Genomic DNA, 23,655 nt, shown 5'->3' with positions numbered 1-23,655 from the left:
CGGCCGGCTCGCGCGCGCCAAAACATGAATTTTCAGCAAGTTTCCACGCGACCGGGAATTCCAGTATCTTCGTAGATTCCATGAGAAACAAACGAATTCTCGTCCGGCGAATATTGCATAAAACTCATGAATTACCGTCGCTTGACCCCGTCGATGTCATTGCTGCTCGTGTTCGAGGCCGCCGCCCGGCATGAAAGCTACACGCGCGCGGCCGAGGAGCTGTCGCTGAGCCAGAGCGCGATCAGCCGGCAGGTCCAGACGCTCGAGGATCAGCTCGGCGTGCCGCTGTTCCGGCGCGAGGGGCGCTCGGTCAAGCTGACCGAAGTCGGCCGCCGCTACTTTGCCGAACTGAGCGGCGCGCTCGGGCGCATCCGCGGCGCGACGCTGCAGGCGATGTCGCATCAGGCGGGCGCCGGCACGCTGCGGCTCGCCACCTTGCCGACATTCGGTTCGAAATGGCTGCTGCCGCACCTGCACGACTTCTACGCCGCGCATCCGGGCGTGACCGTGCACCTTCATTCGCGGATCGGCGCGATCGATTTCCTCAACGACGACCTCGACGCGGCCATCACCGTCGGCGCGGGCGACTGGCCCGGCCTGCACGCGCACCGGCTGTACAACGAGTTCCTGATCGCGATCGCGCCGCCCGACCCGGGCCGCGGCCGCGGCCGCAAGGCCGACGCGCGCACGCCGGCGTGGGCCGCCAAGCAGACGCTGCTGGGCGTGACGAGCAACCAGCAGGCGTGGGCCGAATGGTTCTCGCACTATCGGCTCGATCATCGCCAGATGCGGATCGGCCCGAGTTTCGAGCTGACGTCTCACCTGATCCAGGCCGTGCGCGCCGGGATGGGAATCGGGCTGGTGCCGAAGGTGCTGGTGGAGGATGAACTGAGCCGCGGCGAACTCGTGTCGATCGGCGACGCGATTACCAGCCAGCGCAGCTACTACCTCGTCTATCCGCCGGGCAACGAGACGCTGCCGTCGCTCGTCGCGTTCCGCGAATGGCTGCTGACGTCGTGCTGACCTGCGCCCGGCCGCGGGCCGCTCAGGTACGCCATTCGCCGAGAATCTGCTCGGCAAGGTAGTCGCACGGCGGGCGCGCGGACTGGGCGCTGCGCGCGAGCACGACTTCGATCTCGCCCAGCGGCGGCAGCCCGTGGCTTTCCGACAGCTGCATCAGGTGATCCGGGATACAGCAGCGCGCCAGCGGCGCGACCGCGAGCCCGGCCTCCACCATGCTCAGCAGCCCGAGGTGACTCGGGCTTTCGTACGACATCCGGTACGGGATCTTCTGCCGGTTCAGCGCCTTGACCGCCCGATCGCGCGCCATGCTGCCACCGTACGTGAAAAAGGCCACCGGCAGCGGCCGCTCCTCCCACACGTCGCGCTTCGGCGACCCGGCCCAGACGAGCGGCTCCATCCGGATCAGCTCGCCGGTCACGCCCTTGATCCGCGTGAGGCACGCGAGGTCGACCGTGTTGTCCTTCAGCATCGGCACGAGCGCGCTGCTCGGCTGGCCGATCACGCGCACTTCGACACGCGGGTGCATCGCGGCGAATTTGCCGAGCACCTGCGGCAGCAGCGACGAAATGTAGTCGTCCGGCACACCGATCGTCACGCGGCCGCGAATCTCCGGGCGCACCACCGACGCCCATGCCTCGTCGCGCAGCGCCAGCATCCGGCGGCCGTACTCGGCGAGCATCGTGCCGTCGTCGGTCGCCGTCACGTTGCGCGTGTCGCGGACGAACAGCGGCTTGCCGAGCGCATCTTCCAGCGCCTTGATCTGCATGCTCACCGCCGACGGCGACCGGTGCACGGCCTGCGCGCCCTGCGCGAACGATCCGGTTTCGGCGACGGCCACCACCATCGCGAGCACATCGAGGTCGAGCTTTTTCATGTCGATTCAGGAAATCTGATCAATCGATTCAGTTTATCCCGTTTTACTGTTCGCCTCCACGGCCGGACAATGAACTCCGTCAGCACTCACTCGATGCAGGAAGCCGAAACATGCAACCCTCCGGATCGCTCTACGGATTTCTCGCCATCGGCGGCATGCTCGCGGTCACGCCCGGGCCGAACATGGTCTACGTGATGTCGCGCTCGATCGCGCAAGGCCGCACGGCCGGGCTCATTTCGCTGGCCGGCGTGATGGTCGGCTACCTGTTCTACATGTTCGGCGCGGCGTTCGGCATCACGACGCTATTCATGAGCGTGCCCTATGCGGGCAGCGTGCTGGGCGCGGTCGGGGCGGTCTACCTGCTGTACCTCGCGTGGCAGGCCGTGCGGCCCGGCGGACGTTCGCCGTTCGAGGTGCAGGCACTGCCGAACGAGCAACCGATGCGCCTGCTCGCGATGGGTGCGACGACCAGCGTGCTGAACCCGAAGCTCGCGATGCTGTTCGTGTCGCTGCTGCCGCAGTTCATCGACTACCGGCAGGGCAGCGTGTTCGGCCAGTCGTTGTTTCTCGGGTCGCTGCTGATCGCCGCGTTCGCGTCGGCCAACGGGCTGGTGGCGATCTGCTCGAGCAGCATCGCGAAGTTCCTGCACGGGCGCCCGACGCTGCTGCTCGCGCAGCGCTGGGCGATGGGTGCGGTGCTCGGCGGGCTGGGCGTGCAGATGGTGATCGAAGCGGCGAAGCTGGCCGGCGTGGCGTGAGTCACAGGCCGACGCGGCGCGGGCCCGCGCGATAGCGAGCCACACGCTTTCACCCCGCCACCGTCACGCGGCCAGTGCCTGCCGCTGCGCTTCGAGTTCGCGCACGAGCGGCAGCACGCGCTTGCCGAAGTACTCGACTTCCTCGATGAAGTGCAGGAACCCGGCCAGCACGAGATCGACGCCGATCGCCTTCAGCGCGACGATCCGCTCGGCGATCTGCTGCGGTGTACCAATCAGGTTCGTGCGGAAGCCGTCGTTGTACTGCACGAGATCCTCGAACGTCGATTTCGCCCAGTTGCCCTCGCCTTCGGGCGACGCCTTGCCGGCCTCCTTCACCGCATCGCCGAACGCGTGCACGGCCTCGACGTGCGCGTGCCGGATGATGTCGTCGAGCACGGCCTTCGCCTCCTCCTCAGTGTCGCGCGCGATCACGAACGCGTTCACGCCGATCCGCACGCGATGGTTGTTCGCAGCCGCCTTCGCGCGGATGTCGTCGATCTGCGCCTTCAAGTTCTCCGGCGTATTGCCGTTCGTGAAATACCAGTCCGACACGCTCGCCGCGTTGTCGCGCGCCGCACGCGAACTGCCGCCCTGGAAGATCTCCGGATGTGGCTTCTGCACCGGCTTCGGGCTCAGCGTGTAGTCGTTGAAGCGGTAGAAGTCGCCCTTGAACGTGAAGTTGTCCTGCGTCCAGATGCCCTTCAGCGCCTGGATGAATTCCTTCGAGCGCCGATAGCGTTCGTCGTGTTCGAGCCACGGCTCGCCGATCGCGGTGAATTCGCCCTTGAACCAGCCGCTCACGACGTTGATCGCGATGCGCCCGTTCGAGATGTGGTCGATCGTCGCGAGCTGCTTCGCGACCACGGCCGGATGCCACGGCCCCGGCAGGATCGCGGCGAGCACCTTGAGCTTCGTCGTCGCATGCAGCAGCGCCTGGCTGAACGACACCGACTCGTGCTGGTATTCGGCGCCGTAGCCGGCCGTGAAGCGGATCTGGCTCAGCGCGTAGTCGAAGCCGGCCGCCTCGGCCGTGCGCGCGAGCTGCTGGTTGTATTCGAGGCTCCAGTCGGTGCGCTGCTCGATCGTGCTGACGACGAGGCCGCCGCTGACGTTCGGCACCCAGTATGCGAATTTGATGCCGTCTGCGGAAGGGTCGGGAAGGCTCATGAAGGTGTCCTGTCGAAGGGGAAACGAAAAAGCGGCTTACGCGGCCGCGGCGGAAAGCGCGGGCACGCGCAGTTGCGGCACGGCGCGATCGACAGCGAGCGCGATGCGCTCGCGCAGCGCCGGGTTCGCGATCCGGTACTGGTCGAAATCGCTTTCGGATGCATACACGCCGATCGGCAGCGTGCGCGCCTGGAAGAAGCTGAACAGCGGTCGCAGCTGATGGTCGATCACGAGCGCATGACGCTCGCTGCCGCCGGTGGCCGCGAGCAGCACGGGCACGTCGACGAGCGCATCGTGGCGCACGAGGTCGAACAGGTGCTTGAACAGGCCCGTATAGGAAGCGCGATAGACCGGGCTCGCGACGACCAGTACGTCGGCCGTCTCGATCGCGCGGATCAGTGCGTCGAGGTCAGCCGGCACCTGCGCGCGCGTCAGTGCGCCGGCCAGCCGGCTGCCGATTTCTCCGAGTTCGATCAGCCGCGTGTCGATCGGCAGCGCGGCGCCGAGTGTCGCGACGATCTCGTCGGTCAGCGCCAGCGTGCGCGATGGCCGCTGCAGGCTGCCCGATATCGCGACCACGTTGAGGGAGTTGCTCATGCGATGCGTTCCTGTTGTCGAGCCGCGTGTCGATGCGGCAATACCGCTTCGAGTCAGCAAGGAGCGTGCCATTGGCGCGGGCCGTGTCACTGCGTGATCGTCTGCATCGCGAAGTTTTGTGTGGTCGCCCGCCTGGCATGGTGTTCGCTCAAATGCGCGAGCGCGGCAAGCTTTCCGGTACTTGCGTCACATCGATAGTCCACGATGTGATGAACCGCGCGAAGCGATCGTGCTCGAGCGCTGCTGCTCAGGAAGCAGCGCATCGCACGTCGGGGCATCGAATTCGACGCTTCGACGTCGCATCGATCGCGCTCACCCGCACCGTTGCTGGTTCCGCAGCAATCGCGCTTTGGTTATCAGAAATCGATGCTTTTCGCGCGTGGAGAAACGTTGAACACTCTGCTGACCACGCAGCAGCCGGACCGCCGCGCCCGCCGACACGGGCCTGCTTCGCCGGCCATCCAACGGTTCATCGCCATGACTTCCATTTCCGCATCGTCGCGCCCGCTCAACCTTCGTGTCGTCGCTACGCCCCGCAACGCGTCGGAATTGCATGATCCGGCCGACCTGCCCGCTGCGGAGCGCACCGCATCCGTTCTGACGTTGCCCGGACGCCACGCGCAGGTCCGCGCGCGGGCGCAGGTGTTCGCCGACCCGCGTTCGCTCGCGCTGCTCGAACAGGTGCGCCGCGTCGCGCCGAGCGACGCGAACGTGCTGATCGTCGGCGAGACGGGCACCGGCAAGGAACTGATCGCGCGTCACGTGCACGAACTCGGCGATCGCCGCGACGGGCCGTTCATCGCGGTGAACTGCGGTGCGTTCTCCGACACGCTCGTCGACAGCGAACTGTTCGGCCATGAAAAAGGCGCGTTTACGGGTGCCTTCAGCGCGAAGCCCGGCTGGTTCGAGGCCGCGCACGGCGGCACGCTGTTTCTCGACGAGATCGGCGACCTGCCGCTGTCGATGCAGGTCAAGCTGCTGCGCGTGCTGCAGGAGCGCGAGGTCGTGCGGCTCGGTTCGCGCACGGGCATTCCGGTCGACGTGCGCGTGGTGGCCGCCACCAACGTCGATCTGCAGCAGGCGGTGGCGGCCGGGCATTTTCGCGGCGACCTGTTCTACCGGCTCAATGTCGTGCAGCTCGCGGTCCCGCCGCTGCGCGAACGGCCGGGCGACATCCTGCCGCTCGCGCGTCATTTCTTCGACGACTATCGCAGCCGGCTCGGCTATGGCCCGCGCAGCATCGATCCGCGCGCCGAGCGCCGGCTCGCGGCACACGGCTGGCCCGGCAATATCCGCGAACTGGAGAACGTGATCCATCATGCGCTGCTCGTGTGCCGTCACGACGCGCTGCGCGACACCGACCTGCACCTTGCATCGCCATGCATGCCGCCGGCCGCCGTGCATGCGCCCGAATCGTCCACCCACGCGCAGGCAGCGTTCGAACGCGCGCTGCGCGACCTGTTCGACGACGGACACGGCAACCTCTTCGAACACATCGAAGACACGGTGATGCGCGTCGCATTCGACTTCAGCCACCGCAACCAGATCCGCGCCGCGCAGTTGCTCGGCATCAGCCGCAACGTGCTGCGCGCGCGGCTGATCCGCGCAAGGGAAATTACGGCGCTGAAGTAACCGCCCCCGATGGCGCAATCGCGCCGCAATCCCTGCATGAACGTCCGAACCTGATGTATCGTGGCGCGAAGCATGTGCTTCGTCGCCGCTCCTGCATCCGGTTGCCCGTCACGCGACCGTCGGCACCCGGCGACCGCGCACCCGCACGATTCTCCGCAATACGAAAGCCGGCCGGCGCCCGTGCGGGCCCGGCCGTGCCCCGTTCACCCGTCCGGAATCCGTCGCCATGAAAAAGCTTGTGAACCGCCCGTCCGATGTCGTGCGAGAAATGCTGGAAGGCATCGCACGGCAATCGCCGCATCTTGCGATCCTCGGCGACGAGCACGTGCTCGTCCGCCAGCCGCTGCCCGAACCGTCCCAGCGCCCTGTCGCGATCCTGTCCGGCGGCGGCAGCGGCCACGAGCCCGCACACGGCGGCTACGTCGGTGAAGGGATGCTGAGCGCGGCCGTGTGCGGCGAAGTGTTCACGTCGCCGTCCACCGACGCCGTGCTCGCCGCGATCCGCGCGAGCGCCGGCCCCAACGGCGCGCTGCTGGTCGTGAAGAACTACACGGGCGACCGGCTCAATTTCGGGCTTGCCGCCGAACTTGCGCGCGTCGAAGGCATTCCGGTCGAAACGGTCATCGTCGCCGACGACGTATCGCTGCGCGGCCGTGTCGACCGTGGCCAGCGGCGCGGCATCGCCGGCACCGTGCTGATCCACAAGCTCGCCGGCGCGGCCGCCGCGCGCGGGCTGCCGCTCGCGCGTGTCGCGGCCATCGCGCGCGACGCGGCGGCCGAGCTCGGCACGATGGGCGTCGCGCTCGACGGCTGCACGATCCCGGGCGCCGACAAATCGGGCTTCAGCCTCGGCGACAACGAGATCGAGCTCGGTCTCGGCATCCACGGCGAGAAAGGCGTCGAGCGCCGCGCGCCGCTGGCGGCCGATGCGCTTGCCGATACGCTGCTGTCGAGCATCGTCGCCGATCTCGTGCTCGACCGCGACGAACGCGTCGCGCTGTTCGTCAACGGCCTCGGCGCGACGCCGGACATGGAACTCGCGATCGTGCTGCGCGCCGCGTACGACAACCTGACCCGGCGCGGCATCGTCGTCGCGCGCGCGTGGGCCGGCACGTTCCTGTCCGCGCTGAACATGCCTGGCTGCTCGATCTCGGTGCTGCGGCTGAACGACGAACGCGCGGCGCTGCTCGACGCGCCGACGCAGGCGCGTGCGTGGCCGGGCGGCGGCGCCGTGAATGCGCAGATCCGCGTCGCCGCGGCCGCTTCGGAGGATGCCCCGTTGCCGCCGCTCGATGCGGCCGGTCGCGCATGGGCCGCGCGCCTGCAGCCGGCGCTGCAGGCGGTCGCACAGACGCTGATCGACCACGAGCAGACGCTGACGGACCTCGATGCGGCGGCCGGCGACGGCGACCTCGGCGCGAGCATGCTGCGCGCCGCGCAAGCGATCCTCGCGTTGCCCGACGCTGCGTACGCCACACCGGCCGGCACGCTCGCGGCGCTCGGCGCCGCGTTGCGCCGCGCGATCGCCGGCAGCTCGGGGCCGTTCTACGCGACCGCGCTGCTGCGCGCGTCGCGCCGGCTGGCCGATCTCGCCGAACCGTCGGCGCGCGACTGGGCCGCGGCATTCCGCGCGGCCGTGGATTCGATCAGCGAACTGGGCGGCGCGCATGCCGGCGACCGGACGATGCTCGATGCGCTGGTGCCGGCCGTCGACGCATTCGGCCGCGCACTCGACAACGATCGCGATACCGCAAGCGCATGGACGGCGGCCGTCGAAGCGGCCGTCGAAGGCGCAGAGGCAACGGCGCAGATGACGCCGCGCGCGGGGCGCGCAAGCTATCTCGGCGAGCGCGCGATCGGCACGCCGGATGGCGGCGCGGTAGCCGTGTCGTACTGGTTGCGTGCATTGCAGCCGCACGTGCGCTGATCGGCGACGAACACGCCCATCCAGCCCGTCAGCAGCACCTGCCAGCCGTCGGCCCACGGGTGCGGGTCCGGCGCGCCGACGCGGAACGGTGCGATGAACATCGCGACGAGATAGAACAGCATGCTGAGCGCGAGCAGCGCGGTTGCCGTACGGCCCATCGGCGGGCGGATGAGCGCGGGGGAAGGCGGCGGCGGGTTCATGGTGGCGTCAGGCGCAGTGTCGCGTCGAAGCGAACACCTGACGCGTCAGGTCAAACGCCTTCAACCAGCACCGCGCGATAGCGCGCGCCCTTGAAACGGTGCTGGACGACAGTCTGGTATTCGGGACCGTGGTACCACGCGTGCGCCGCTTCCTTGGACGGAAACTCGACGATCACGACACCCTCCGGCCCTTCGCCCTCCAGAATTTCCTGAGCGCCGTAAGCGGCCAGCACCTTCACGGGATGACCGGCAAGCGTCGCGCCGACCTTGCTCCCGTAGATGTCGAGTTCGTGCTGGTCCTGTGTGCTTTCCCTGGTAAACACGATGTAGGTTGCCAAGATACGTACCCCTTGTGCGATGGATGGGAGAAATCGCGCGCGCCACCGGGCCGGCGGCAGCACGCACCGAGCCGGGACGCCGGCCGGATGGGCGGATTATAGATGTTTGCCGGAAAGCGGTACGCGCGGTCAGACGACGGGCTGCGTACCCGCCAGCGCGGCACCGCGAATCAGCTCCTTGTCCGTCAGAGCCGAGCGGATCACCAGCTGTACATAGCTGTTCGTGTGCCCATACGGCAGGAAAAACCGCTCCATCACCATGGCAAATACCGTCAGACTTGCATCGCGCATCGCCGCTTCGTCGAGAGACAATCCGATCTCGATCCCGCGCACGAACGACGGCTGCTGATTATGCAATGACATCCACCGGATCGCCGGCTTGTAGCACAGGTCCGTGATGGCATCGACGCAACGCTGCGCCGACGGTCCGCTCACCGCATGCAGCCGCAAGAGCTCCTTGAGTGCGGGCAGTCCGTCGCGAGTCAGATCGATCGGATGCGACGTCAGCGCGGATAGCACGCGCCACAGCGCGCCGTCGCCGCGCGGCAACCGAACCGACACAGTCGGTCGGGTCGTCAGCTGTATCGGACAATCCACCGTCTTGCCCTCCAGCAGCAGATCGCCCAGCGGATTGCCGATCGGCAACCGGGACGGTAAAGCGCGATTGGTCGCGATCGTCACGACGTCGAGTTGCGGCAGCGCGGATCGCGCAGGACGGCCGTCCAATCCGACCAGCGACAGCATCGTTGCGGGCACGGTGCTCTGTCCCGCATCACGATCGTGGAATGCAACCCAGTACAGCTCGGACGGTTCCGCCGAACGCGCGTGGCTGAACGCCTGATACGGGGCGACCGGTAGGCGCGGCGTCTCGAGTTCGGTCAATGGCTTCCGGTCGTTTCCGTCGATCTCGTCGTTGGCCTTCTCACTCAGATAAACGGCCTCGATCGAATAGACATCGAGCGGGGCGTGCGCGGTCAGGGGCGCGGGGGCAACGGGATAAGCCACCGCTCCCGTCAATACGATAGGTGTAGCGGGCCGAGGAAACAGGTTGATGACCGGCGTGCAGAAGAGCTTGAATGCACTCGCGCTCAAAGACCCGAGCACCTGTGCAGCATGCGATTCGGACGACGTGTTTCGCAAGACGACATGCAACGTCAACTCTCTCGCATCGGGTGCGCGCGCAGCTCGACGGACACGACCGATGTCGAGGTCGAGGTCGACGAAGTCGAACATCTCGGGAAACGCGAAGTACTCGAGCAGCATGCGCACGGCCGATGCATCACCGTTCGAAGCGGGACTATCCGGCAACAGGCGCTCGTTGTCCGCGAAACCGGCCGACGCGAACGGCACCTTCGACAACGCGAGCCAACGGCGGTCGTGATCCACTTCCACGTAAGCTGCTGCGGCGCGCAGCAGCAACGCGTCGACCAGCGATGCGACGAGCGGTCGATCTCCCGTGAGGTGAACGCGCACCGGGCCATTCGGTATCGCAGCGGTAAACCGGCCGGTTGCCGACCTGAACGCGATCGATACGATGCCGGTCGCGTCGGCAGGAAGCTTGGCGGACGGCGGCGCGAGCGTGACAGGTGCATACTGCGCGGATGCGATCTGCAGCGGTGTGACCGTCACGTCGTAGACCGAGCGAAAGCGCACGGGTGCCGTGCGTGCATTCAGCGACGTGCCGCGCGGCAGGGTCAGCGGCGCCGTCAGGTTCCCGACCAGCGCGGCCGGTTCGAATCGGGCAATCGCGCACGACGGCACGCCCCGCAGGTAGTGTGGATGAACGACTTCGAGTAGCGCCTCGGTGAATTCCGGAAAATCGTCGGCCAGTTTCGAATCGAGTCGTGCGGCGAGAAACGAGAATGTCTGGACCAGACGTTCAACGTGAAGATCGTCGGTATGTCCGCCTTTTACGCCAAGACGAGCCGCAATCTTCGGATAGCGCGCGGCAAATGCTGCAATGGCCCGGGCAAACAGCCCGAGCTCGTGCTCGTAGTGCGACCGCAGTTCATCCATCCTGCGACAATCCCGGTCGGCCAGACCCAATGAAGGCGGCGGGCCGTTGCGTGCAGGTCTGCTTGCCACGTCGCGGATAATTCAGTGATTCGGCAACGCCATTTTCTTCACGCGTTGTCGCCGTCGATGACGCGTTCCTCATGCGATCTACCATCCGTCTGCCGTGCGTCGCTATTCGATCGAAGAAATCAAACGCGCACCGCATTCCGTCGGATCGTTGTCGAACGCGATCGCCGTGCCGTGATGACTGCGTGTGCTGTTTTCCGGAAGGATCCTGAACTGTCCGCCACATTGCGGACATTCGGTCAGATGCCCTTCCTGCGCGACAGGGACGCCCTGAGCCTTCAGATCGTCACTCGCGGTAATCACGTGGCCACCGTGGGTGGTCTTGTCATGCAGGCGGATCACCCCGCGCCCGTTTTCGTCTTTCATCGAAGCTCCATCGTCATGCGGTGTGCACCGTCGGCTTGTCGAGCCATGCCGCGGCGTGTTGCTCTCCGTTTGCTTCGCCGGTCCAGCCTTGGGTACGCGCTTTCGGATCGCTCGGATATTCGCCGCGCTGCTGGGCGAGGACTGTAGCGCTCCAACCAACCGGAGTGCCCGTGCGGGGTTCCGCATAGGGATCGTCGGGGGAGACCGTCGAGATTTGTTTGATCGTGTCAGGCCATATCGGATCGCGACATGTCGCGTTTGCCAAATAACGCATAGCCGTGAAGACCAAAATCAGCGGCATCATCAACAGGCGTATCGCGACCGGTGCATGCATCCCGAAACCGTACAGCGAGAACAGGAACGATTCACGCAGTGTCTCGCGTTGCGTGTGAAATAGCATCGGCTTCGGCAGGCCATCCGGCCCGTCGTTCATGTACACGCACCAGTAGTTCCATTGTGCGAGTGCCATCTCGACCTCACGTTTTCCCGTCCATTCCCGGCCGATCGAGAACACACGAGTGACGTTGCCGCGGTCGTCGAGAGAATAGTGACGAATGTGAAAAACTGTGCCGAAGGACGTGTCCTCGCGATGCAGGCAGAAGATCGATTCTTCCGTCCAAGGCACCTCCCATACCACGTCGCCTTCGCCGGGTCTCGCGAAGAAACGCCGGGTACGCATCGCATACAGCTTGCGTGCCTCACGGTGAAGGCGGATCGGGCGGTAGCGCAGTCCGAAGAACAGGCCGCGTCCGAGTTTCCAGACAATCGTGCCGAAGATGATTACCGGGAAAATCGCTATGCAATTGAAAACAAACATCCAAGCCGCAGGCGCCGGATTCGCATGCGTAAGGAGATAAATATATGGGCCAATCCCGATACAAACGAGGGCCAGTACCACGCCCGTCGCGAACCACTGCCTTTCAAGGAAGGAAGGTTCGATCACGTCCATGTAGGTTGAGTTAATGCTGAACGTTGCCCCGAAATCCTGGACATCAGGGCCAACCGACTGATTGATCACTAAGCGATGAGCCGTGTCCCATTCAGGTACTGGTTTGCTGGTACATGACTCCATTACTCGTTCGTCCACGTATCAGCCTCTTGCCATGGAATTAGACGCGTTCCGAACGGTCTCGAGCGATTCGTCATAATCCCAGACGCCCGCTCGACTGCGTAAACCCGCTTGAATCGCGTTCGCTTCATCAGAGGACACGCGAAGGCGGACCGTCAAGCCATGCCGCAGCATGCCGTTCTCCGTCCGATTCTCCGGTCCAGCCGCGGGCTCCCGCTTTCGGATCGTTCGGATACTCGCCACGCTGTTGAGCGAGAACCGTCTCACTCCAACCTACCGGAGTGCCAGCACGAGGCTCTGCATAGGGATCGTCGGAGGCAACGGCCGAGATCTGTTCGACCGAGTCAGGCCATACCGGATCGCGACATGTTGCATTCGCCACGTAGCGCATGACCGTGAAAGTCAGAATGAGCGGCATCATCAGCAGGCGAATCGCGACGGGTGCACGCATCCCGAAACCGTACAGCGAGAACAGGAACGATTCACGCAGTGTCTCGCGCTGTGTGTGGAACAGCATCGGCTTCGGCAGACCGTTCGGCCCGTCGTTCATATACGCACACCAGTAGTTCCACTGTGCGAGCGCCATTTCTACCTCGCGTTTCCCGGTCCACTCCCTGCCAATCGAAAACACGCGCGTGACGTTGCCACGCTCGTCGACCGAATAGTGACGAATGTGAAAAACTGTGCCGAATGACGTGTCCTCGCGATGCAGGCAGAAGATCGATTCTTCCGTCCAGGGCACCTCCCATACCACGTCACCTTCGCCGGATCTCGCGAAGAAACGCCGGGTACGCATCACATACAGCTTGCGTGCCTTACGATGAAAGCGGATCGGGCGGTACCGTAAACCGAAGAACAAACCGCGTCCGAGTTTCCAGACAAGAAAACCAAAACCCAGAGAAATACAGATGGAGAAGACATCACCTAATACATCTCCAGCATACGGGTAGCGAACATTGGTCATCCAATAGGTATATGGACCAATTCCAATGCATAGAAAAGCAAGCACGACACCGGTAATGAACCATTGCTTTTCGATAAAGGAAGGCTCTATCACGTCCATGTACGTCGAATTAATGCCGAACGTTGCTCCGAAATCCTGTATTTCTGGGCCAACCGGCCGATTTGTCGATAGGCGACGAGCCATGTCCCATTCAGGTACTGGTCTTCCTATGCACTTCTTCATTACTCGCTCGTCCATGGATCATCCCCCCGCAGCCGCATTAAATGCCTTGAGCTCAGCCTCGAGCGAATCGTATTGCTCCCCTTTACTGAACTTGCAACGCGACACCCAATCCTTCAGGGCCGATGCCTTGAAAATGGCGATCGCAATGCCCACTAGAATCGACAGAACCAAGGCTGGCCAAAAGAGTGGGAGACTGAAGAATGCCGCGATGGCAACATATGCCCCGAGAACTCCACTCCCAACGTAGAGCCATCCCAATTTTTTTTCACGATTTTGGAAGGCTTCCGGCGCATTCTTGAAGATGTCATACCCCGCCAGCATCAACCCCGCACCAGCACCCAAACCACGCCCAACTACCGCCCCCACCCCCGCCCATTTCCCCGCCCACCCCTTCATCAAATAAGCCGACAGCGGATGGGCCGGCGCCTTCAACGCCGTTTCGGACGAGTATTCGATCACGCTCCCGACGACCGCAATGACGGCACCGACAGACTTCAAGCCGGTTTCACCCTCATTGAACTGATCGCTGCTGTGCCAATCCTTTGCGGCAAGCAAAAGCGCCGCCATTTGGAAGATCACGGTCGCGACACCCAGGTTGAAGTCGGTCGATGACCCCAGCCATTTCTTCGCCGCATCGACTCCCGGCACACGCACAGCCTTGATTGCACCGGCGTCCAGCTTCCCGTTCCGGACCAGCGCATCGACATCCATCTCGTACATGACGACATTGGGATCGACCGGTGGCGCCGTTCGCATGACCTGCTTCCCGACCTGGGTCGCCGATGCGCGCTGCTCGGTTCGATTGCCGTCCAGTTTGGCACCCAGCACTCGCGCCTGCTGCAACGCCCAGTCGCGAATCGCGAGTTTGCTGACTTGAGACGGCTTGAGCCGGACACCGGCCTGGATCGAGAGTCGGATCGTCACGAAACCCAGTGCCACGCCCCGTGTGCCTTTCGTGAGCACCCCAACGATATGATTGCCGGTCGTGACGATCAACCGATCGCGCAGATTGGCCGAATTACCAAGCTTCTCGATCTTCTTGAATGCTTCCTTGTAAAGATTCAGGAATTGCTCGTACTGGATATCCGAGTTGTGCACCTGCGCATCCGCGGCCTTCATCAACGCGTCCTGGTTGAACAGCAGCGCGCGTACATACAGATTCCGGACATTCGCGGCCTGCCCGTTCAGCCACTCGTCGAGCACTTTCGTGCAAGCCTCGGTGCCGACCGCTGCACCGATGACCTGTGCGCACGACTCGCTGTACGCGTAGCCGCTGCGCAAATCGTTGGAATCGTGGACCCCAGCCATCCATTCGGCGAGCAACGGCGATTTCAGCCAGTCGGCATGCGCTTGCACCAGCGGCAGCCATTTCGGTTTGAACGCATCGAGCGCCTGCTGATATTCCTGAGGGAACCGCTTCAGCGCCTCTTCGTCGAGCACGCTGGTCCGCTTGCCGTCGGGTCCAACTTTGGTCGCCGCGTCCTCCCATGCATCGTTCGCCGCTTCGTCCTGGGTAGCCGGAATATTCTCGGCCTTGCGCGAGACCTCTTTTGTCGCCTGATCCAGGTCGCCTGTCTTGATCCAGGCCCGTACCAGGTTATACAGCCCGGCCGCATCGGGAATGCCACGCTGACCGGCCTTCATGTTCGCGATGTTGGCATCCGCGACGGTTTTCGATACGCCATAAGTGAATCCTGTCACTGCCTTGGCGTTGGCACGGATGCCGGCTTCGGCACGCTCAAGCAGCTGTGCCGACGTCCACTTCCAGTACATCTGCTCGTCGAAGCCGTTGTTCAGGTTCGGGACCGTCAACTCGGCCAGGTCGTTCGTGATCCCGACGGGATCGTTGACCGCCACGACGAAACCCTTCTTCCCCGGCGACGCCGCCATGGCCTCGCCGATTCGTTTCGCGACGTCCTTGCGGCGCTGCTGTATTTCGCTTTTCGGATCGCGATTGCTGAAATCGAACGCGACCTTCATTGCCGCTTCGTCCATCGCAAGGTGCGAGATCTTGCTGCGCGTCGCCTCGAACTCACCGGTATCGGCAGCGCTACCTGCAACCATCGCGGGAATGTCGATGCACTGCATGTGCTGCTTCCGCCACGCTGGCCCCGCCTGTACGTCGAGCGCCTTGTCGATCAACGCCTTGGTCCACAGCACGTTCGACCAGCCGATCCACAATTTGGTCGCTTCGTCGCTGCCGGGCGTATGCTCTACGTCGATGCAGCGGCCGAGCGCCTCAAAGCGAAAATCACCGTTGTATGCGCATCCTTGCGCCTGTATCTTGTCCGCTCCTTCCGACGGGGGCGTCGAGCCAGGCGGAAAACTCCACAACATGCCATTGTCCAGCGCCATGTATGCGCGGAGCCGTCGGCGCTTCTCGTCGAACGTATACAGGTAGCCCGGTCGAAGCGCACGCAACGTATATTTGGCCGTACCAATCGCTTGCGGTGCGCGACTGTCGATCTTGAAATTTCCCGACAATGCAGGAGCTTTCGCCGTACCGCGCGGGCTGGCGACCGCGTAGCGCACGGGATAGATCAACACTGACTGACGATCACATAAGGGGCAAGTCGCCATTTCCGGCTCCTTCAGCGTTAGGCATGTCGCGAATGGCGCGAGGTTTGAAGGGAAGCGAAGTCATCGGGTGTGAAGCGCATCACGATGTCAGGCCAGGTGATCTCGCCGGCGGCAAGGAGCGGCCATCCATCGACGAGTATCGGATGCCGTTCGAATGCCGGCCCATACTTCACGCAATGCCATGCGTAGTCCGTCAGCGCGTCGCCATCGGCAAGCCCGTACCGCATCGCATCGCTCAAAATCCTGTCAAGCTCGGACGGTAGACGGGCTGCGTCGTCAACAGATGGCACCGGCAATCGATTGACGACTTGTGTCACGACCTCGCTTCGGTTCACGCGCAGCCACTGTTCGGCGGTCGGCCAGGCCGGTGCATGCGCTTCGAGCACGTCAGCTACCGTGCCCGGCCCTCGAAACGCCCACCGATGCCCGGCCCATGCAAACTGCCATGTCCTGATCGGACCGAGCAAAGCCTGCCTCTGCGAGGGTTCGAGAACCGTCAGCGTCAGGGCCAATACACGTGGATCGTAGTAACGCCAGAACACCGGTTGGCCGTCCGCACCCGGGCCAACGAGATAGCGGGCAACGTGCTCAGCCACTTCATCGATGCCGCCGTCACTGTCGAGCCATGCACATACGACGGGCGGTCGTTCGGCGTAAGGTTCAGCCCGCCAGACCTCGGTCGCTGCAGCGCGGGCCTGCTCATCGAGCACGGCGACGTCGATCAGCCTCGGCATCAGTTCCTCGCGGTGCGCCAGCGCACGTGGCGTACACGAACGCATGTCCAGTTCGGCAAGTTCGGGGGCCTCGACGAGCGTCGCGGGCTCGACCAGCAGAAACCCGTGAGTCAAGGGTTCGGACAATCCGGTCGCCGCTTGCATCGGCAAAATCGTCGATTTCATCGCGGCTATGACAGCGAGACTGCAGCACTACCGGCCTGCGCGGCGCCGTTCGACAGCGATGAACAGAGATCGGCACCGGGGAATTGCGCGGGAACACTCTGCGGCCCCACTGTGTCGTGACTGCCGGCGTGGACCCTGTTCTCGCCTGGTGTATAGCCGACGATACCTTTCGCGCTGACCTCAAATTGACTGTTTCCCGCGGTCAGACGAATACCCTGTTTCGCGGTGATATTGATCCAGTCCGTTGTGCTGATGATCGACATCACCTTCTTTGCCAGTAACTCGAGCTCGTCGTTCTGGGCCTGGATCTGAACCTTGCCGCTCGCGGCGATCAGCTTCATGCCCATCTTGTGCACGAACAGCGAAAACTTGTCGGAAACGCTTGCCAGGATCGATTTGCCGGCCGCAACCGACAGCGTGTCGCCAGCTGTCACGGCGACGTGCTGTCCGCCGGTCACGTGGACCGTACCCGGCGTCGTGACGGCAATGCCAGCCGCCCCGGCCAGCAGCAGTTGCGCCTCGTCCAGCTCGGGGAAACTTCCATCCCCGCGGCTCGCGCTTGCTCCCGCGCCCTGAATGCCGTCGACTTGCGACTGGAGTGCGCCTGCGATCCGGAACTGGTCGGCACCGTTCTCCTGAGCCTGATGATGCTGCGCCAGTTTGCCGAGTTGCCCGTGCAGTGTCTGTGCCTTTGCCAGGCGCACCGCCGGCTCACCAACATCCGAAAGATGTCCCTTCGCCATCGGACGCATCTCAGTGCTGATGACCATCCCTTTGCCGGACCGGATCGCGCCCACTTCATCGGTGCGTAGCTCGAAACCCTCTCCTCGCGCATCCTGTCGGCCTTGCCAGTCCTCGATACGCGTAATCTTGCCCAGCGAAAGCTGGCTCGACGCATGATCGGACCGCAACTGCGCCTGAATCGCATTCGCGGTATCGTCGAAAATCAGATGGTTACTCCGGCCCGCCGATGCATTCCCGTCAGCGCCGCTGAGCTCCCTGCTGCGGATACCCATCAGCGCGCTTTGCTCAGGCAGCTTCCATGACGGCTGATTGCGTGCATTCATCACGCGGCCCGTAATGATCGGATGGTCCGGATTCCCGTCCAGCCATTGCACGATCACCTCGGACCCGATCCGCGGCAACGCCGCAATCCCCTGGCTGCCGCCGGACCAGCTACTGGCCACGCGTACCCACGTCGTGTACCTGCCCTCACGATCCCAGTGAAACTGAATGAGAACGCGGCCATGTTCGTCGGTGTGAATGCTGGTTCCCGGCTGACCGACTACGGTAGCCGTTTGAGGCGCGAGGATCCGGGTATCGACGCTGTTGAACCGACGCCCCGGCCGCCATGGCGTCGCCTTGCGAACGCACGCGAATTCATTGCGATATTCCGCCGGCACGCCGGTGTCGGCCAGATAATTGCTCGTCGCGACGTGACGCACCGACACGATCAGATATTCGTCGTCCTGCTGATTGCGGCTCAATGCCGATCCATAATGGTCGGTCAACCGGAACCACCGGCCCGGCATCACGAAGCGGCTATTGCCCTTCGCTTCGAACCGCTTGATCGTCGCACCGATTTCCTCCATGCGACGATTCGCGATCTGATAGCCATGCTCCATGTTCCGGTAACCGTATGCACCCACATACTCGTTCCATTCCAGCATCGGCAGCGCGGCATCCGGCTGTGGCAGGCTGGTCTGAACGTGCGTGGGAGTCGGCGCTTTGAAGTCGAAACGGGAAAACTCGGCGTGATTCGGAGCGGTATGCTGGCATGCGGACCAGCTCACGATACTGTCCGCCTCCTCCGCCCCCATGCCGTTGTGGAAGCGGATCTCGCGAGCCTTGCCGTCGATTTCCGGCGCGGCGCGGGTTGGGTCGGAAACAACCAGCTTGTGCGAATCGGCCGTATGCTCGTACCAGTAGACAAGGCCGGCGTGCTCCCAGCGTCGATGGACGTAGTTGTGATCGTCTTCATCGAACTGACAAGCCATCGTCATCCGTGGATCGTCTTCCCTGACTTGCCATGTCCAGTCCGGCAGCGCACCGTAGTTCTGAAAAACCGTTGCGGTCTGGTCGCGCAGATTCTGGTCGAGAAACAACCGATTATGCTGGCCGAACTTGAGATAGCGAAGCCACGGCCCGATCATTGCTTCGTAGAACGCACAACCACCATCCGTTTCGACGTGCCGGAACGTAAAAATGTAGCCGTTGAAGTACCGATAGCTACCGTCGTTGCGCAGCAAGCGGACGGTCACTTGTCTGCCGATGAAGTCCTTCGGCTCGAGCAGCGCGTTGTCAGACAGGATTTCGATTCTGAACTGGAAATCCCGAGACAGCGATTCCGTCCCCTCGATACCGTTCAACAGCAGAAGCCGGTAAGGCGCTTCGCCGTGGAACGTCAACTGCAGCAGGCGGCGGTGCTGGGATTCGAGCGCCAGCCTTCTCAGATCTTGTGCTGAATTGGACATGGTTGTTCTTCGGTATCCCTCGGATCCGGCATTCTATAATGTTTTTGTAATATTTAAGAATGCATTTAGAAAGAATTGGATGCCGATCCGGTCAGTCCATGACTACGGCGCATCACGCGCCCTCAGCAGGCGCAAGGGAATGTCAACGATTGAAACGCTAGCCGTGTCCGCGCGATTCAACACGAAATAGAACAGCATGCTGGCCGCGTGACCCGTCGGCCGGTTGATGGACGCGGGAAAGACGTCGCCGGGTTCATGGTGGCGACGCGGACGTGCGAACCGCCGCGATTTGATCTGCGGCTGAGTCTCGCGCGGCTCGACGCGGCCACGCACCGGGTCGGCGAGATCGGTGCGCAGCGCGCCGGGCGCCTGACGATCGGTTTCGTCAGCGCCGCACTGTTCGACACGCTGCCGCGCGCGATCCGAAAGCACCGCCGCGCATCAGGCCAGCGTCGCGGTCGCCTGCATCGCCAGCCAGCCATCGCGATCCTTCGCCCACAGTTCGATCGTGCTGCCGTCGTCCGACGGCTTGCCGCACAGCGTGAACGGCTCGCCGTCGAAGATCGGGCGCACCGCGCGAAACGCGAAGCTCGCGAGCGTCGCGCCCGGCCGTTCGCGATGCACGAGATCGACGAGCAGCGTCGCGATCAGCGGGCCGTGCACGACGAGCCCCGGATAGCCTTCTTCCTGCGTCACGTAGTTCCGGTCGTAGTGGATGCGGTGGCCGTTGAAGGTCAGCGCCGAGTAACGGAACAGCATCACGGCGTCGGCCGTGACGGTGCGCGTCCACGTTTCGCCCGTGGGTGCCGCGACCGGCTTCTGCTTCGGCGCGCCCGGCTGCGGCGCGTCGCGATAGACGATGTCGTGCTCCTCCTCGACGCACAGCACGCCGTCGGATTCGATCCGGTGCTGCACCGTCACGAACACGAGCCGCCCGCTGCGGCCCGTCTTGTCCTCGATGTTCGCGATCGTCGATTCGCGCGTCGCGCGCCGCCCCGCGCGCAGCGGCGCATGAAACGTCAGCCGGCCGCCAGCCCACATGCGGCGCGGCAGCGGTACAGGCGGCAGGAAGCCGCCGCGCTTCGGGTGGCCGTCAGGGCCGACCTCGGCCAGTGGCGCGACGGGCAGGAAGTACAGCCAGTGCCACATCGGCGGCACGACGTCGCCGGGCGACGGACGGTCGAGCGTGGCGGCCAGCGCGTTCAGCGGGAACGCGGTGATGTCGTCGCCGAGCGTTTCGGTCTTGCCGAGCCACGCGTCGAGTGACGCGGGTGCGGCGGGCTGCAAGGATGAGTTCGACACTGATGGAGTCTCCGGTACGCTGACAATGGCCCTAATATGCACGCCGCACACCGTTTCGCGAAGTCGGCATTGCCGAACCAGGACTTCGAATTTGCTTGACGCATGCGGCCTTGCGCGTCCTGCCCGACGATTTTCGTCTGACCATTCAATATAGCCGCCACGCGCGCCGCGTGCGATTCCTGCGATTTTCGGCACCCACCTTACAGCTTGACCACCGCCGGCACGCCGCCTAAATTGCTCCTGACGGACCGGCCGCGCCACGAGCGACATGTCATCCGGGTGACAAGAAACGATAGTTTGCTATCGAATGTTTTTGCCCCTATCATCTCGGCCATGACCAATCTGCACGACCTCCGCCTCGCCGTCAGCAGCCTGCTCGTGCTGTCCGCGCGCAAGTGGCGCCGCACCAGCGACGGCGTGCTGAACGCATACAACGTGTCCGAAGCCTGCGCGACGCCGCTCCTGATCGCCGGCCGGCTCGGCGAGGGCGTGCGGCAGGGCACGCTCGCCGAACACGTCGGCATCGAAGGGCCGTCGCTCGTGCGCCTGCTCGACCAGCTGTGCGCGGCCGGCCTCGCGCGTCGCGACGAGGATCCGCACGACCGTCGCGCGAAGACGATCTCGCTGACGGCCGCCGGCCGCGCGGTCACCGCGAAGATGGAAGAAGACCTGCGCGTGCTGCGCGCCCGGGTGCTCAAGGGCGTGTCGCGCGCCGATCTTGAAACGACGCTGCGCGTGCTCGAGGCGTTCAACGCGTCCGAGTCGCACGCGCCCGGCACGCGTCTCCCCCACGCCGACGACACCGCGTCATGACCTATCCGAGCCTTCGCGACTGGCTGTTCTCGGGCAAGACGTTCGCCGCGTCGATGCTGGCGCTGTACCTCGGCCTGTATTTCCAGCTGCCGCGCCCGTACTGGGCGATGGCGAGTGTCTACATCGTGTCGAACCCGTTCGTCGGCGCGACGCGCTCGAAGGCGCTGTACCGCGCGCTCGGCACCGCGCTCGGCGCGGCCGCCGCGATCTTCTTCGTGCCGCCGTTCGTCGAGACGCCGCTCCTGTTCAGCATCATCGTCGCGACCTGGTGTGGCACGCTGCTCTACCTCGCGATCTCCGACCGCACCGCGCGCAGCTACGTGTTCATGCTCGCCGGCTACACGATGCCGCTGATCGCGTTGCCGACCGTGACCGATCCGTCCACCATATTCGACGTCGCGATCGCGCGGACCGAGGAAATCGTGCTCGGCATCGTGTGCGCGAGCGTGGTCGGCAGCGCCGTGTTCCCGAACCGGCTCGCGCCGACGCTGATCGAACGCACCGACGCGTGGTTCAAGGACGCCGCGTTCTACGGCCGCGAGACGCTGTCCGGGCATATCGCGGGCAAGGCATTGTCGGCCTGCCGGCAGCGGCTCGCGGCGACGATCACCGGCCTCGAATTCCTGCTGAGCCAGCTGAGCTACGACCACGCGCATCCGCGCATCCTGGCGCGCGCGCAGGCGCTCGCGGGCCGCATGCAGCTGTTCCTGCCGCTGATGTCGTCGCTCGCCGATCCCTTGATCGCGCTGATGCGCGACCTGCATGTGCGCCCGCCCGCCCTCGACGCGCTGCTGGCCGACGCCGCGAAATGGTTCGACGCACCGCTGCCGGCCGTGAAGGCCGACACCGACGGCGACATGGCCCATGATCCGGTCGCGGACAACCTGCGCGAGCGCATCGCCGCGCTCCAGCCCGCCGACAGCGCGCTGGCGAGCTGGGATGGCGCATTGCTGTCGAACGCGTTGTGGCGGCTGCGCCAGGTCATCGACATCTGGCAGGACTGCCGCTCGTTGCGCGCGCTGATCGCGAACGAGTCGGGCGTGTGGCAACCGCGCTACCGGCACTGGCGGCTCGGCGGCACCGAGCGCTTCTTCGATCGCGGGATGATGCTGTTCTCGACGCTGACCGTCGTGCTCGCGATCGTGTTCGCATGCTGGCTGTGGATCTCGTCCGGCTGGCACGACGGCGCGGCGGCCGTCACGCTCGTGGCCGTGTCGTGCAGTTTCTTCGCCGCGCTCGACGAGCCCGCGCCGCTGGTGTTCAAGTTCTTCCTGTCGACCGCCGCGAGCGTCGTGTTCGCAGGCCTGTACCTGTTCGTCGTGCTGCCGCACGTGCATGACTTCGCCATGCTCGTGCTGATGTTCGCGGGCCCGTTCATCCTGATCGGCACGCTGCTGCCGCGCCCGCAGTTCAACATGGTGACGATGCTCGTCGCGGTGAACACGGCCACCTTCATCAGCATCCAGAGCGCGTACGACGCCGATTTCTTCGTGTTCCTGAACAGCAACCTCGCGGGTGTCGCCGGGCTGCTGTTCGCGTACGTATGGACCCGGGCGACAAGGCCGTTCGGCGCGGAACTCGCGGTGCGGCGCCTGCTGCGCGCGGGCTGGGAAGACGTCGCGCGCTCCGCGTCGACGCAGCCGCTCGACGACCAGCGCAACCACGCATCGCGGATGCTCGACCGCGTCACGCAACTGCTGCCGCGCCTCGGCGCGTCCGACGACCACCGCCACCCGTCGATCGAAAGCTTCCGCGACCTACGCATCGCGCTGAACGCGCTCGACCTGCGACGCTCGCGCCGCCGCCTGTCGGGCGACGTGCCCGACGCGATCGATCGCGTGCTCGCCGGCGTCACCGATCACTACGCACACTGCGCGGCAGCGAACGCGCGCCAACCGGTGCCGCCCGCGCTGCTCGCGACGATCGACGACGCGCTGCACCGCGTGGCCGGCCGCACCCTGCCGGGCACGGCGCCGGCCGACGGCGGCACCGCGCCTGCGGCCCCTGCCACGCACCGCCGGCTGCGCGGCACGCTGCACGCGCTCGTCGGGCTGCGCCTGTCGCTGTATCCGGCCGCTGCCGGCCAGGCGCCACAGGCACCGGGCGGAGCACGCGCATGACCCGGCTTTCCAACCTGCCCTTCCGACCGCGACCATGATCGGCGAAATCGACATCTTCGGCGTATTCGTGCCGGCTCCGCTCGTGCTGATGCTGATCGCCTACCTGATCAACATCGTCGTGCGCGCCGTGCTCGAGCGCGTCGGCTTCTACCGCCTCGTCTGGCACCGTTCGATCTTCGACCTCGGCATCTACGTGTTCGTGCTTGCCGCCGTCGTCATCGCTTCCCACCGTCTCGTGGCTACCTAAC

The 23,655-nt window shown here is 64.6% G+C and carries 20 protein-coding genes and 1 pseudogene; 8 read left to right on the top strand and 13 right to left on the bottom strand.

Annotation, left to right across the window (positions count from 1 at the left end; all coding sequences use genetic code 11):
• Positions 1-126 precede the first annotated feature (126 nt).
• Positions 127-1,023, top strand: a complete 897-nt coding sequence (locus AC5LXX_RS30770; RefSeq protein WP_493413908.1) for a LysR substrate-binding domain-containing protein — start codon at positions 127-129, stop codon at positions 1,021-1,023.
• Positions 1,024-1,045: 22 nt separating this feature from the next.
• On the opposite strand, the gene AC5LXX_RS30765 is transcribed toward AC5LXX_RS30770, so the two are convergent.
• Complete coding sequence (locus AC5LXX_RS30765; protein WP_322084494.1) at positions 1,046-1,897, bottom strand: LysR substrate-binding domain-containing protein; 852 nt, start codon at positions 1,895-1,897, stop codon at positions 1,046-1,048.
• A gap of 110 nt (positions 1,898-2,007) precedes the next feature.
• Here AC5LXX_RS30765 and AC5LXX_RS30760 point away from each other — a divergent pair, with 110 nt between their 5' ends.
• Positions 2,008-2,655: a LysE family translocator gene (locus AC5LXX_RS30760; RefSeq protein ID WP_493413907.1), complete on the top strand. Its 648-nt coding sequence runs from the start codon at positions 2,008-2,010 to the stop codon at positions 2,653-2,655.
• Positions 2,656-2,718: 63 nt separating this feature from the next.
• Here the strand turns inward: AC5LXX_RS30760 and sfnG are convergent, their stop codons facing one another.
• Together sfnG and msuE are read right to left on the bottom strand one after the other, a co-directional pair.
• Positions 2,719-3,822, bottom strand: a complete 1,104-nt coding sequence (sfnG, locus tag AC5LXX_RS30755; protein WP_493413906.1) for a dimethylsulfone monooxygenase SfnG — start codon at positions 3,820-3,822, stop codon at positions 2,719-2,721.
• Between the two features lie 36 nt (positions 3,823-3,858).
• Positions 3,859-4,419: an FMN reductase gene (gene msuE, locus AC5LXX_RS30750; RefSeq protein ID WP_493413905.1), complete on the bottom strand. Its 561-nt coding sequence runs from the start codon at positions 4,417-4,419 to the stop codon at positions 3,859-3,861.
• 477 nt (positions 4,420-4,896) lie between these two features.
• Between msuE and AC5LXX_RS30745 the strand changes: the two genes are divergently transcribed.
• On the top strand, positions 4,897-6,051 hold the full coding sequence (locus AC5LXX_RS30745; RefSeq protein ID WP_493413904.1) for a sigma-54 interaction domain-containing protein: 1,155 nt from the start codon (positions 4,897-4,899) through the stop codon (positions 6,049-6,051).
• Positions 6,052-6,277: 226 nt separating this feature from the next.
• Positions 6,278-7,978, top strand: coding sequence for a dihydroxyacetone kinase subunit DhaL (gene dhaL / locus AC5LXX_RS30740; protein WP_493413903.1), 1,701 nt, complete (start codon positions 6,278-6,280; stop codon positions 7,976-7,978).
• Here the strand turns inward: dhaL and AC5LXX_RS30735 are convergent.
• From AC5LXX_RS30735 to AC5LXX_RS30695, 9 genes are all read right to left on the bottom strand, one after another.
• Positions 7,888-8,178: a hypothetical protein gene (locus AC5LXX_RS30735; RefSeq protein WP_493413902.1), complete on the bottom strand. Its 291-nt coding sequence runs from the start codon at positions 8,176-8,178 to the stop codon at positions 7,888-7,890. The genes dhaL and AC5LXX_RS30735 overlap by 91 nt on opposite strands.
• Positions 8,179-8,228: 50 nt before the next feature.
• Complete coding sequence (locus AC5LXX_RS30730) at positions 8,229-8,516, bottom strand: DUF1330 domain-containing protein (RefSeq protein WP_124456700.1); 288 nt, start codon at positions 8,514-8,516, stop codon at positions 8,229-8,231.
• A gap of 129 nt (positions 8,517-8,645) precedes the next feature.
• Positions 8,646-10,532 (bottom strand): type VI secretion system baseplate subunit TssF, encoded by a 1,887-nt coding sequence (gene tssF, locus AC5LXX_RS30725; RefSeq protein WP_493413901.1) that lies wholly within the window; start codon positions 10,530-10,532, stop codon positions 8,646-8,648.
• Between the two features lie 171 nt (positions 10,533-10,703).
• On the bottom strand, positions 10,704-10,964 hold the full coding sequence (locus AC5LXX_RS30720; RefSeq protein WP_493413900.1) for a PAAR domain-containing protein: 261 nt from the start codon (positions 10,962-10,964) through the stop codon (positions 10,704-10,706).
• Positions 10,965-10,977: 13 nt separating this feature from the next.
• Complete coding sequence (locus tag AC5LXX_RS30715) at positions 10,978-12,051, bottom strand: DUF6708 domain-containing protein (protein WP_493413899.1); 1,074 nt, start codon at positions 12,049-12,051, stop codon at positions 10,978-10,980.
• A gap of 112 nt (positions 12,052-12,163) precedes the next feature.
• Entirely contained in the window at positions 12,164-13,234 is a 1,071-nt protein-coding gene (locus tag AC5LXX_RS30710) for a DUF6708 domain-containing protein (RefSeq protein ID WP_493413898.1), read from the bottom strand.
• Between the two features lie 3 nt (positions 13,235-13,237).
• Positions 13,238-15,799, bottom strand: coding sequence for a T6SS effector BTH_I2691 family protein (locus tag AC5LXX_RS30705; protein ID WP_493413897.1), 2,562 nt, complete (start codon positions 15,797-15,799; stop codon positions 13,238-13,240).
• A gap of 17 nt (positions 15,800-15,816) precedes the next feature.
• Complete coding sequence (locus AC5LXX_RS30700; protein ID WP_493413896.1) at positions 15,817-16,698, bottom strand: DUF4123 domain-containing protein; 882 nt, start codon at positions 16,696-16,698, stop codon at positions 15,817-15,819.
• A 5-nt stretch (positions 16,699-16,703) separates the two neighbouring features.
• The gene (locus AC5LXX_RS30695) at positions 16,704-19,172 is read right to left on the bottom strand and encodes a type VI secretion system Vgr family protein (RefSeq protein WP_493413895.1); all 2,469 of its coding nucleotides are present in this window, start codon (positions 19,170-19,172) and stop codon (positions 16,704-16,706) included.
• Positions 19,173-19,463: 291 nt separating this feature from the next.
• Here AC5LXX_RS30695 and AC5LXX_RS30690 point away from each other — a divergent pair.
• A pseudogene (locus tag AC5LXX_RS30690) lies at positions 19,464-19,593 on the top strand (LysR family transcriptional regulator); the annotation flags it as partial.
• Between the two features lie 20 nt (positions 19,594-19,613).
• Here the strand turns inward: AC5LXX_RS30690 and AC5LXX_RS30685 are convergent.
• Positions 19,614-20,474, bottom strand: a complete 861-nt coding sequence (locus AC5LXX_RS30685; RefSeq protein WP_493413894.1) for an HTD2 family dehydratase — start codon at positions 20,472-20,474, stop codon at positions 19,614-19,616.
• A gap of 333 nt (positions 20,475-20,807) precedes the next feature.
• Here AC5LXX_RS30685 and AC5LXX_RS30680 point away from each other — a divergent pair, with 333 nt between their 5' ends.
• The 3 genes from AC5LXX_RS30680 to AC5LXX_RS30670 are packed head-to-tail and all read left to right on the top strand — an operon-like array spanning position 20,808 to position 23,654.
• Positions 20,808-21,287 (top strand): MarR family winged helix-turn-helix transcriptional regulator, encoded by a 480-nt coding sequence (locus tag AC5LXX_RS30680; RefSeq protein WP_124456723.1) that lies wholly within the window; start codon positions 20,808-20,810, stop codon positions 21,285-21,287.
• Entirely contained in the window at positions 21,284-23,407 is a 2,124-nt protein-coding gene (locus AC5LXX_RS30675; RefSeq protein ID WP_493413893.1) for an FUSC family protein, read from the top strand. The genes AC5LXX_RS30680 and AC5LXX_RS30675 overlap by 4 nt, the downstream gene beginning before the upstream one ends.
• Positions 23,408-23,441: 34 nt before the next feature.
• On the top strand, positions 23,442-23,654 hold the full coding sequence (locus tag AC5LXX_RS30670) for a DUF1656 domain-containing protein (RefSeq protein ID WP_124456703.1): 213 nt from the start codon (positions 23,442-23,444) through the stop codon (positions 23,652-23,654).
• The last annotated feature ends 1 nt before the right edge of the window (position 23,655 follow it).

Source organism: Burkholderia torrens (genome assembly GCF_984668525.1).
This window is presented reverse-complemented; position numbering and strand designations above follow the sequence as displayed.